The sequence below is a fragment of the Phnomibacter sp. genome, assembly GCF_036803085.1.
Lineage (GTDB): Bacteria > Bacteroidota > Bacteroidia > Chitinophagales > Chitinophagaceae > Phnomibacter.
The window spans coordinates 40,290-52,065 of record NZ_DAIRUZ010000004.1; the positions used below are offsets into that span (position 1 = coordinate 40,290).

The 11,776-nt window shown below is 47.5% G+C and carries 5 protein-coding genes; 3 read left to right on the forward strand and 2 right to left on the reverse strand.

Annotated elements, in window-relative coordinates; all coding sequences use genetic code 11:
• Positions 1–131: 131 nt before the first annotated feature.
• Positions 132–1,730: a glutamine-hydrolyzing GMP synthase gene (gene guaA / locus V7Q13_RS09545; RefSeq protein ID WP_442958254.1), complete on the reverse strand. Its 1,599-nt coding sequence runs from the start codon at positions 1,728–1,730 to the stop codon at positions 132–134.
• A 178-nt stretch (positions 1,731–1,908) separates the two neighbouring features.
• Here guaA and V7Q13_RS09550 point away from each other — a divergent pair, with 178 nt between their 5' ends.
• Positions 1,909–2,652: a head GIN domain-containing protein gene (locus V7Q13_RS09550; RefSeq protein WP_333800454.1), complete on the forward strand. Its 744-nt coding sequence runs from the start codon at positions 1,909–1,911 to the stop codon at positions 2,650–2,652.
• A gap of 6 nt (positions 2,653–2,658) precedes the next feature.
• On the opposite strand, the gene pbpC is transcribed toward V7Q13_RS09550, so the two are convergent.
• Complete coding sequence (gene pbpC, locus V7Q13_RS09555; RefSeq protein WP_333800455.1) at positions 2,659–5,013, reverse strand: penicillin-binding protein 1C; 2,355 nt, start codon at positions 5,011–5,013, stop codon at positions 2,659–2,661.
• A gap of 298 nt (positions 5,014–5,311) precedes the next feature.
• On the opposite strand from pbpC, the gene V7Q13_RS09560 reads away from it, so the two are divergent.
• Both V7Q13_RS09560 and V7Q13_RS09565 read left to right on the forward strand, forming a co-directional pair.
• Positions 5,312–10,717: an alpha-2-macroglobulin family protein gene (locus V7Q13_RS09560; RefSeq protein ID WP_333800456.1), complete on the forward strand. Its 5,406-nt coding sequence runs from the start codon at positions 5,312–5,314 to the stop codon at positions 10,715–10,717.
• A 71-nt stretch (positions 10,718–10,788) separates the two neighbouring features.
• Positions 10,789–11,763 carry an AAA family ATPase gene (locus V7Q13_RS09565; protein WP_333800457.1) on the forward strand — a complete coding sequence of 325 codons (975 nt, stop codon included), beginning with the start codon at positions 10,789–10,791 and terminating at the stop codon, positions 11,761–11,763.
• The last annotated feature ends 13 nt before the right edge of the window (positions 11,764–11,776 follow it).

Genomic DNA, 11,776 nt, shown 5'->3' on the forward strand with positions numbered 1-11,776 from the left:
TTTAAAAATAAGAAAATGAATTAATTAAAAAGCTACCCTCTGCTTTTGCAAAAGGGTAGCTTTTTAATCAAAGTCTGGTAAGAAAATAACTACTTAGAATTTGTTCTGCCAGTTGATTTCTAGTTCTGTTTTTATTCCCATTCAATAGTAGCCGGCGGCTTACTACTGATGTCGTATACCACCCTGTTAATGCCTTTTACATTGTTGATGATTTCATTGCTGATATGCGCCAGAAACTCATAGGGCAAGTGTGCCCAGTCTGCCGTCATACCGTCTACACTGGTTACAGCCCTGAGGGCCACGGTAAATTCATAGGTACGTTCATCGCCCATTACACCCACACTTTTTACAGGTAGTAAAATGGTACCTGCCTGCCATACTTTATCATACAGCCCGTGTTGCTTCAATCCGTTGATATAAATGGCATCAGCGTTTTGCAGCAATGTCACTTTCTCTTCGGTTACTTCGCCCAAAATGCGAATGGCCAAACCAGGACCAGGGAAGGGATGACGGAACAGCAAATCATGCGGTATACCCAGCTCTACACCTACACGGCGTACTTCATCTTTAAACAAAAAGCGGAGCGGTTCCACCAAATCCAGCTTCATGGTATCGGGCAGGCCGCCTACGTTGTGATGGCTCTTGATAGTTTGACTGGGGCCGTGTACGCTTACACTTTCAATCACATCGGGGTAAATGGTACCCTGACCTAAAAAGCTGATGTCGGTGAGTTTGTGTGCCTCCTGATCAAACACTTCAATAAAAGTGTTGCCAATGATTTTGCGTTTTTCTTCGGGGTCGGTTTTGCCAGCCAGTTTAGTGTAAAAATGCTCCCGTGCATCTACACCCTTCACATTCAGGTCGAGCACTTTGTAGGTTTCTATCACCTGTGCAAATTCATCTTTGCGCAACACACCGTTGTCTACAAAAATGCCGAAGAGGTTTTTGCCCACGGCCTTGCTGATGAGCACTGCCGCCACGGTAGAATCTACACCACCGCTCAGCGCCATAATCACTTTTTTATCGCCAATCTGTTGTTTCAGGTTGGCCACCGTTTCGCTGATGAAGTGAGCCGGTGTCCAATCGCCGCTGCATCCGCAGGTGTTGTACAAAAAGTTTTTGATGAGTGTTTTACCCTCGGTGCTGTGGTATACTTCTGGGTGAAATTGAAAGCCGTAGAGAGGGAAGTCCGAAAGCTCTGAATTTTCTTTCTGACTTTCCGACTTTCCGACTTGCTGACTTTTTCTAAACGCCGCCACCGGAATGCTATCTGTTATGGCCAAAATTTCAAAACCCTCGGGCAGTTCTTTAATGCTGTCGCTGTGGCTCATCCATACCTGGCTGCGGTCGCTGATGCCGGCCAGCAGGCTATCGTCTTGTTGCTTCACCATGTAAGCACGACCGTATTCCCGCTTGTCGCTTTTTTCTACCCGGCCACCGTACAGTTTGGCGGTAAGCTGTGCACCGTAGCACACACCCAACACGGGCAGTTGGGCATTCATGGCAGCTACATCTACCACTGGCGCTTTTTCGTCGTTTACACTAAATGGGCTGCCACTCAAAATGATGCCTTTAAGGCCAGCTTCATAATTTACTGGCTTGTGGTACGGTTGAATTTCGCAATACACGTTGGCTTCCCGCACAGCACGGGCAATGAGTTGGGTGTATTGGCTGCCAAAATCGAGGATGAGAATTTTTTCGGTCATGATGGGCGCAAAGATAACGGCCATGAGGCAGCATTGAGACACGCCCCGCAAGGCTCGGGAAAATTTAGATAGGGCAGGGGAAAACCGGGCATGTCGTCTTATCCATCGTCAAAAGCCATTGGTATAATACCATTCAACAAAAGATGCCAACCGTCTGCCCATTCAAGTTTGGCACTTTGGCATCAAATCAGAAATTTTGTTAATGAAATCTAAAGAGATGAAAAAGCAATACTTCCTATATATCCTGCTGGCATTGCTGCCGGTATTAAGCAGTTGTCATTTTTGGATGGATACTGTAACCGGCAATGGACATGTAACCACCGAAAAAAGATCGGTGGCTGGTTTTACAAAGCTATCCTTTGAAGGACCATTTGAGGTCGAGGTAATTCCCGGCGAAGACTTTGCGGTTTCTATTGAAGCAGAAGAAAATCTGCTGCAGTACATCAATATTGATAAGGATGGTAGCAGGCTCGAAGTGAAAGTAATGAATGGTGTCAATTTGCGTACCCGAAAAGATATTCAAATACGGGTGAGCCTGCCTAAGGTTGAAAGCATTGCTTTTGCAGGCAGTGGTAATGTGAAGGTGAAAGGCACCATCAGAGACATAAAAAAACTGGAATTGTCAGTAGCAGGTAGTGGCGATATTGTAGCAGCACTCGATTGCCCGGAAGTAGAGGCTGATATTGCTGGCGCAGGCAGCATCACCCTCAGTGGCACCACCCGCAAACTCAAACTGGATGTAGCCGGAGCCGGCGATTGCAAATGCGAAAAACTATTGGCAGAAGAAGTGAACATCAGCATTGCGGGTAGTGGCAATGCATGGGTATACGCCAGCATAAAACTGGATGTAAGCGTAGCCGGCAGCGGCGATATTTACTACCGTGGCAATCCTTCCATCAAGCAAAGCATTGCGGGTAGTGGCGATATCAAAAAGATGGAAGAATAAACGACATCAATCTACAACCGTTACCAGTATGCTAATGTCGCGGTTGCGGCCTTTGTCATCGGTGCAAGAAATTTTTACCTGCCCCGCTTCGGGGGCAAAAAAAACAGCTTCGCCGGGCAAGGCGGCTTTGTAAAAACGATTGTTGATGTACCAGTAAACCCTTGCTACATCAGCCTCTGCCTGGCAGCGCAGCATAATGGGTTCGGGCTGCGATTTTTCAATGAAATACTCTGCTCTGTTGTCGGGCGATACAATGCTGGGCCCGTTGCCGCTAAATACCCGCTGGCACTGCGGATTGTGCGGCGGTATTCTTTCATATGCTATTTGCCTTTGGTCGAAATAGGCTTGCAATTCTGGTGCTGCTTCCTTGTACCATTTCTTTTTAAAACCATTGGCGGGAACACAATTCACACAGTAGCTTATTCTCTCATCGGCCGATATCATCACTTCTTTTTCAGCATTGCACACTGCTGCTGGTGAAATGAGCGGCAGAAAAAAATCGGTGGTTACATGCTGGCAATGTTCTGCCGGAGGCAGTCCGCTGTCGGAGCAAACCATGCGGCTGTCCATGCTGGCCGGCATGCGAAACCAGTTTTTATCATTGTCGTAATCAATGCTGTTGAAAATGCGAAACAACAAAGGCGTGGCAATGCTGGCGCCACTGAGTTCGGGAATGCCTTGTCCGCTAAAATTGCCCACCCATACACCCACTGTATACTTTGTGTTGTAGCCAATGCTCCAAGCATCGCGGCGGCCATAGCTGGTGCCGGTTTTCCAGGCTATGCGGGGCAGGGCGCCGGTGGCTTGCCAGTGTACCGGAAAATCGGGACGTTCGATATTGCTGAGTATTTCGTGCAGCATGTAGCTGGCACCACTGCTGAGGATGCGGCTTGGCTTCTTGCTGCTGTCTTGTATATGGTAGCGTGGTGCATAATACAAACCCTCAGTCGCAAAGGCGCTAAACAAACCGGTGAGTTCTTCCAGCGTGGTGCCACAACCACCCAATATCATGCTCAGTCCGAGTTTTTTTTCGTCTTTGGCTATCTGATTGAAACGGGCTTTTACCAATGCAGCAACCATTTTTTCTTTGCCCAACCGGTGCAGCATTTTTACGGCAGGTATGTTCAGCGAATGCGACAACGCATATTCCATACTCACTGCACCATTGAATTGCTGATCATAGTTTTCGGGGACGTAGCCACCAAAGTTGCTGGCAACATCGTTGATGCGCATTTTAGGTGTCAGCATGCCTGCATCAATACAAAGTCCGTAGAGTAGTGGTTTGAGGGTGCTGCCCGGCTGGCGAACGGCTGCAGCACCATTTACCTGACCACCATCAATGGTGTCTGTAAAATCAGCTGAGCCAACATAGGCTTCAACTGCATGGGTTTGATTGTTTATGATGACTACAGCTGCATGATGAATGTTGTAAATCCGCAATGGCCTAACATAATCTGCCACCAGCTTTTCTGTTTTTAGTTGCAGCTCACTGTTGATGGTAGATTGTACCATGGCCTGTCTGCTGTTGCGCAACCGCTGCGATAAGTGTGGTGCCATGCGGGGTACAGGTAGCCGGGTAGCCGTGAGCGGTTCTGCTATGGCATCAGCAATATCGTTGTGGGGGTACAAACCATCTTTTTCAAACTGCTGCAGCCAGCGGTTGCGTTCGCTTACAATCAATGCATTGTTGCGCCCCATCCGTAAGCTGGTGGGCCGGTTAGGAATGATGCTCAGTGCCGTTATTTCTGCCAAACTCAGGTGGTCAGGGTTTTTGTTGAAGTACAACCACGATGCCGATTTGATGCCTTCAATATTGCCACCCATTGGCACCAGATTGAGGTACAGCTGCAAAATTTCTGCTTTGCTGTACCGCCATTCCAGTTGCAATGCCCGGATGGTTTCTATGGCTTTGCTCCACAGATTGCGGGGCCTTGGTTCGAGCAGGCGTACCACCTGCATGGTAATGGTGGATGCACCGGAGGTAACACGACCACGCAATACATTATTTACGATAGCACGACCAACGGCTACGGGATTAATGCCCGGGTGATAATAAAACCAGCGATCTTCTTTGTGTACAATGGTTTGTTGCAGCAAGGGCGAAATTTCGTGCAACTCTGTTTTCATGCGCCACTTTTCATCGGGGGTGAGGTAGGCATGAATCACCTGGCCTTTGTTGTCGGTAATGATAGTGCTGTAGGCAGGCAAATCGGGTGGTGGAAACAGTACAATGATGCTCATGAACAATAAAAACAAAGCTGCTATCCAGCGAAGCATTTTCCAACCACGCCGCAGCCATGCCGGTAATGCTGCTGCATCGGCTTTGGCAGAAAAAAAGGAAGAGAAAAAACGATGCAGCATATAAAAGTGACAGGTTGCTGAAATGCTGTTTAAAAGTAGGGCTTCATGCTATGCTTTGCATACATGCTCGGCAATTAATGAATGATTAACGATTGCAGACTTGTGTGTGCATCTTTTTCCGTTGTACTTTCAAAATGGCAATGCACCGCTACATTCTGCGGCAAGCTTGCCTTCACATGACCAACCTCGTTGGCAGTTTTGCTGCCCTTGCTACACATTTATCAACTGCCTTGCTGCAGTGCCGTTTTTACCCACGGCTTTGTGCTATATTTCCCTACGCTACACAACCAATTATTGTATGAACAGGTTTTCTGCTGCCAGCCTGCGCTGGATGATGGCGCTGCTTTTTGTATCTGCTGCTATTTGGAGTTGCAACCGAAATGCAGTGAGTTTGAGCTACACCAATGCCCGTGATGAAGTACCACAGTTGGGCAACCTCACATTTCGGTTTTCGGCGCCATTGGCTACCGATAGTATGCTCAACCAATGGGACAGTACCGAGTATGTCAGTTTTTCTCCCAAAATCAGGGGCCGCTTCCGTTGGGAAAGCCGCGACCAGCTGGTGTTTTCACCCGCAGAACCCTTGCCGCCGGCCAGCAGTTTTACGGCCAGCCTCAATAAGGTATTGCTGAAGCGAACCGATTTTACCAGCATCGAAGAAGACGATGAACTGACCTTTAAAACGGCAGATTTAAAACTGGAAAACACCCATGCATTTTGGACCTTGCCCGATGGTGCTGCCGCTGCTATTCCGCAAATTGATTTGTACTTCAACTACAATGTTGATCCCAAAGCATTGATGGATAAACTGACCGCGGAGTTGGATGGCAATAATGTAGAAGTAGAACTCATAACCGTTAGCAACGAATCGAAAGTGAGTGTACGGCTGCGCAATGTAAAACCGGAAGACAAAGATTTGGCATTGCAACTCAGCATTGCTAAAGGCCTGGTGCCCGATAAAGGCAAAAACGGTACGGCGAAAGAAGAAAAGATAGAAGCGGTATTGCCATCGCCATTTGTATTGAGTATAAACGATGTAACGGCTGAGCATGATGGTGTGCAGGGAAGCATCTTGATTAAAACCAGTCAGCAGTTGGTGGCGGGCCAGTTTGCTTCTTTCATAGAGCTATCGCCAACGGCTGCTTATAGCTCCCAACTTACCGAAGATGGATTGCTCATTACCAGTGAGCAGTTTAGTGTAGACAATAGCTACACGCTGACTTTTAAGAAAGGCCTGCGAGGAAAAGTAGGCGGGGTGCTGAAAGAAAACTACAGCACCAGCGTGGCGTTTGGCAGCCTCGAACCTTCGCTGAGTTTTGCTAGTAGCAAAGCTGTTTATTTAGGAAAGAATGGCGCAAAGAATATTGAAGTACGCATTGCCAATGTGCCCAAGATAAAAGTGATTGTTTCGAAAGTGTACGAAAGCAATTTGCTGATGGCGCATCGCTATGGCTATTATCCCAAAGAGCAAAGGGGCAATGAAGACGAAGAAGATTATTATTATTACGAAGAAGATGGCGATGCAGTACTCGGCGATGTGGTGTATGAGTCTGTCATAGATACAAGGTCGTTGCCAAAGTACGGCAGTGGTCGCTTGTTTCAATTCAACCTCACCGATAAACTGTCTGATGTAAAAGGCATTTACCATGTAAAAATTCGTTCTACCGAAGATTACTGGATTAGTGATAGCCGTTTTGTGGCGTTGAGTGATGTGGGCCTCATAGCCAAGCAGGGCGTTGATAAAATGCTGGTATTTGCCAATAGCATACAAACCGCCAAAGCCATGAGTGGCGTAGCTGTAAGTGTGTACGGCGCCAACAATCAATTGTTGGGTACTGCCAATACCAATGCCGATGGCGTGGCCGAAGTGCCTTTTGCCCGGCAAGAATTCAGCGGCTTTAAACCGGCGATGGTCATTGCCAAAACCGGTGATGATTTCAACTACCTGCCATTTCACAACACGGCCGTGAATACTTCCCGTTTTGAAGTAGGGGGCAAACGCATCAACAGCACCGGCCTCGATGCATTTGTATATCCTGAAAGAGATATTTATCGCCCCGGCGAAAAAATGAATGCGGCGGTGGTACTGCGAGACCGCAACTGGAAAAGTCCGGGAACTATTCCCATCAAAATGAAAGTGCTGATGCCGAATGGCAAAGAGCTCACCAGCCTGCGCAAAAACCTGAATGCACAAGGTGGGGCAGAAGTGAATGTGCCACTCAGTGCATCGGCCATTACTGGCACTTATGTGTTGGAAGTGTACAACGGCAACGATGTGTTGCTGGCCAGCAAAAATCTGAAAGTAGAAACCTTTATGCCTGATAGAATAAAGGTGAATGCTAATTTGGATAAGGAATCAGCGATGCCCGGACAATCCATTCAATTGAACCTGCAGGCCAGCAACTATTTTGGCCCGCCGGCAGCTGGCAGAAAATATGAATGCGAAATACAGGTAAAACAAAAGCACATTGCACCTGCCAAATACAACAAGTTCGACTTCGACCTCAGCAACGAACGCACCATTTTTGATAAGGTATTGCGGGAAGGATTAACCAACGAGCAAGGCATTGCCAATACTGCTTTTGATGTGCCTGCTATGTATGCCAACCTTGGTGTGTTGGAAGCCAGTTTTTTCAGTACTGTTTTCGATGAAACCGGGCGGCCGGTAAACCGTGTGTCGAGGGCCACCATTTACACTCAACCTGTGCTGTTTGGTTTGGGCAATACCGGCTGGAATTATTTTCCGTTACGGCAAAACATCAATTTTCCGGTGATTGCCATCAACAGCAAAGAGCAGGTGATGAATGCCACTGCACAAATACAAGTGATTAAGCATGAGTACCGCACGGTGTTGTCGAAGAGCGGCTCCTACTTCCGCTACGAATCGCAAAAGGAAAGTAAAGTGATAGCATCACGCACCATGCAAGTGAGTGGTGAGCAATCAGTATTTCCATTTACACCTGCTACACCGGGTGAGTATGAAATACGCATAGCTGCACCCGGCGTAAGCAACTACGTTAGTCAGCGGTTTTACAGCTATGGTGCATGGGGCAATGCCGATGCTGCGTTTGAAGTAAACCGCGAAGGCAACGTAGATATTTCGTTGGATAAAAACAGCTACAACAATGGCGAAACCGTAAAGGCTTTATTTAAAACGCCATTTAACGGCCGCATGTTGGTGACGGTTGAAACAGATAAAGTAGTGAGCTATCAGTATGTTGATGTCAACAATAGAAATGCCAGCCTCAACCTCAAAATTGATGACCAGTATTTGCCGAATGCCTACATCAGTGCGACGTTGTTTAAGCCACATACGGTAACCGATATGCCGTTGACGGTGGCGCATGGTTACGCCAACATCAAAGTGGAAGACAAGAGCAAACGCATGACGGTAAGTATTGATGCGAAAAAAGAAACACGAAGTCGAACGCATCAAAAAGTAACCGTGAAAGCAGCACCCAACAGCATGGTAACACTGGCTGCTGTTGACAATGGTGTGCTGGCCGTTTCCAATTTCAAAACACCCGATCCGTTTGCACATTTTTTTGCTACCAGAGCCTTGAGTGTAAATGGGTATGATTTGTATCCGTTGCTGTTTCCGGAGCTGCGCCGCACCATCAGCAGCAGTGGTGGCGATGCTGACTTGCAATTGAGCCAGCGCCAAAACCCCATGCCCGACAAACGGGTGAAGTTGGTGAGCTTCTGGAGTGGTATTCGCCAAACCGGCAGCAATGGAGAAGCCACTTTCGAATTTGATATTCCACAGTTTAGTGGAGAAGTGCGATTGATGGCGGTGGCTTGCAAAGACAACCAGTTTGGTGCTGCAGAAAGCAAAATGATAGTGGCCGATCCGCTGGTGGTAAGCACGGCATTACCCCGGTTTATGAGTCCCGGTGATACGGTGCTGGTTCCTGTTACCATTACCAACACTACCAACAAATTGGCCAGCATCAATGCAAGGTTGTTAACTTCAGCCGGAGTACAAGTTGCAGGCAGCAATACAGCCACTACGAGTATTGAAGGCAAACGGGAAGGTCGTGTGTTGTTTAAATTGTTTGCACCACCAACTATTGGTACAGCCAATATCAAAGTAGAAGTGAAGGGATTGGGCGAAACTTTCTTAGATGAAACCGACATCAGTATTCGTCCGGCTTCTACTTTGCAAAAGCTGAATGGTGCACAAACCATTCCTGCCAACACTGCACAAGTGTTGCGTATGAATACATTGGATTTTATTCCACAGAGTTTGAACTATACACTGACGGTGAGTCGAAATCCTTTACTGGAATTGGGCGGACAGTTGCAATACCTCGTTCAATATCCATACGGGTGTACAGAGCAAGCTGTGTCGGTGGCATTTCCGCAACTGTACTTTACCGACTTGTCGGATATGGTGCATGCACAAAAAGGTTTTCAGAAAAGCGCTACAGAAAATGTTGCGGAAGCCATTCGGAAAATAAAAATGCGCCAGCTGTACAACGGCGGCGTTACACTGTGGGATAATGAAAGTCAGGAAAGTTGGTGGACAACTGCATACGCCGCTCATTTTTTAGTAGAAGCAAAAAAAGCCGGCTACGAAGGAGACAGAAGCTTGCTGGAAACCATGCTCAATTATCTCAACAATAAGTTGCGCAACAAAGAGTTGGTGGCTTATTTCTACAACCGCAATTTGCAAAAGAAAATTGCGCCCAAAGAAGTAGCGTACAGCTTGTACGTTTTGTCATTGGCAGGAAGACCTGCCGTGGCCGCTATGAACTATTACAAAACCAATCAAAAAGATTTAGCGTTGGATAGCCGCTATTTATTGTCGGCGGCATACACGCTGGCTGGCGATAAGGCTTCCGCTAAAGCATTGCTACCCGGAAGCTTTTCCGGAGAAGAAGCAGTAGCCAGCACTGGCGGCAGTTTTTACAGTGATATACGTGATGAAGCCGTGGCGCTGAATGCATTGATTGATGCAGAGCCAACCAACACGCAAGTGGGTGTAATGGCCCGTCATGTAGCAGCCAAACTCAAAGGCCGCAGCTGGTACACTACGCAGGAATGTGCGTTTGGCTTTGTGGCCTTGGGTAAAATAGCCCGTAAATCTGGCGCTACTAACGCAACTGCAGTAGTGACCGTAGGCGGTAAGCAAGTAGGTATGATGAGTGGTGCTCCATTGCAACTCACCAAGGCGCAATTGAATGGCACCAATATTCAAATCAACACCAAGGGCAGTGGCAATATTTATGCGTGGTGGCAAACACAAGGCATCAGTGCCAGTGGTGCTTACAAAGAGGAAGACAGTTACTTGAAAGTGCGTCGTAGTTTTTACGACCGTTTTGGCAGGCCGGTGAGTGGCAACAGCTTCAAACAAAACGATTTGATTGTGGTGAAACTAACGTTGGAAAAAACGTACAGCGGCACTATTGACAACGTTGTGTTGACAGATATTTTGCCTGCCGGTTTCGAAATTGAAAACAGTCGCATTAAAGAATTGCCAGGCAACGAGTGGATTAAAGATGCCAGCAATCCGCTGCATACCGACATTCGTGACGACCGTATTCATTTCTTTACCAACCTCAACGGCCGCCAAACATTTTACTACACCGTAAGAGCGGTATCTCCGGGCACATTTACCATTGGCCCCGCCAGTGCCGATGCCATGTACAACGGTGACTACCATTCCTATCACAGTGGCGGCACCATCAAAATTGTGCAGTAAGCTGTTGAGTGTCCATTATTGATATTGATTAATAGAATATTTTAGCCACGGCGAACAAAGCCAACCTGACTATGGAAGAAATGTTTGAGAACAGAACGGATTTGAGCAAACTCAGCGAAGCAGTATCACAGATGCGGGGTGCTATCGGCAGGGTAGTTGTGGGGCAAACCGAAATGGTTGACCTCATGATTGCCGGTTTGCTGTGCGATGGACACCTGCTGATTGAAGGCGTGCCAGGTGTGGCGAAAACGTTATCGGCCAAGTTGCTGTCCCGCAGCATTGCAGTGCCATTCAGTCGCCTGCAGTTTACTCCCGACCTGATGCCGAGTGATGTGTTGGGTACTTCGGTTTTCAATCCGCAAAACATGCAGTTTCAGTTTAAGCCCGGCCCTGTGTTTTCAAATATTGTACTGATTGATGAAATCAACCGTGCCCCGGCTAAAACGCAATCGGCGTTGTTTGAGGTGATGGAAGAAAGGCAAGTAACAGTAGATGGACAAACCTATCCCATGCAAGAGCCATTTATTGTAGTGGCTACGCAAAACCCTGTGGAGCAAGAAGGTACTTATCGTTTGCCCGAAGCGCAACTTGACCGTTTCTTGTTTAAAATAAATGTGGGCTATCCTACGGTGCAGGAAGAAGTGCAGATTTTGCAACAGCAACAACACCAAAGTGCTGCTGAATTGTTGCAAGAAGTTCAACCCGTGTTGAACGCCGGCGATATCGCTTACTTCCGTTTGCTGGTACGACAAATGGTGGTGCAGCCTAAGTTGCTGGAGTTTATTGCCAGCATTATTGCCAGCACCCGCAACAATCCTTCTTTGTATCTCGGCGCATCGCCCCGTGCTTCATTGGCCATTTTAAAAGCCGCTAAAGCCATGGCAGCAATACGTGCCCGTGACTTTGTATTGCCAGAAGATATTTTGGGCATCGTGCCGCATGTGTTGCGGCATCGCATCATCCTTTCACCAGAAAAAGAAATGGAAGGCTTTACCGCAGATGATATGGTACAGCAGTTGTTGGAGAAAGTGGAAGTGCCGAGGTAACATCAGTTAACGA

What these genes read in the sequence shown, in the direction of transcription:
- V7Q13_RS09565 (WP_333800457.1), top strand. Translation starts at nt 10,789, where the DNA reads ATGGAAGAAATGTTTGAGAACAGAACGGATTTGAGCAAACTCAGCGAA.
- V7Q13_RS09560 (WP_333800456.1), top strand. Translation starts at nt 5,312, where the DNA reads ATGAACAGGTTTTCTGCTGCCAGCCTGCGCTGGATGATGGCGCTGCTT.
- pbpC (WP_333800455.1), bottom strand. Translation starts at nt 5,013, where the DNA reads ATGCTGCATCGTTTTTTCTCTTCCTTTTTTTCTGCCAAAGCCGATGCA.
- V7Q13_RS09550 (WP_333800454.1), top strand. Translation starts at nt 1,909, where the DNA reads ATGAAATCTAAAGAGATGAAAAAGCAATACTTCCTATATATCCTGCTG.
- guaA (WP_442958254.1), bottom strand. Translation starts at nt 1,730, where the DNA reads ATGGCCGTTATCTTTGCGCCCATCATGACCGAAAAAATTCTCATCCTC.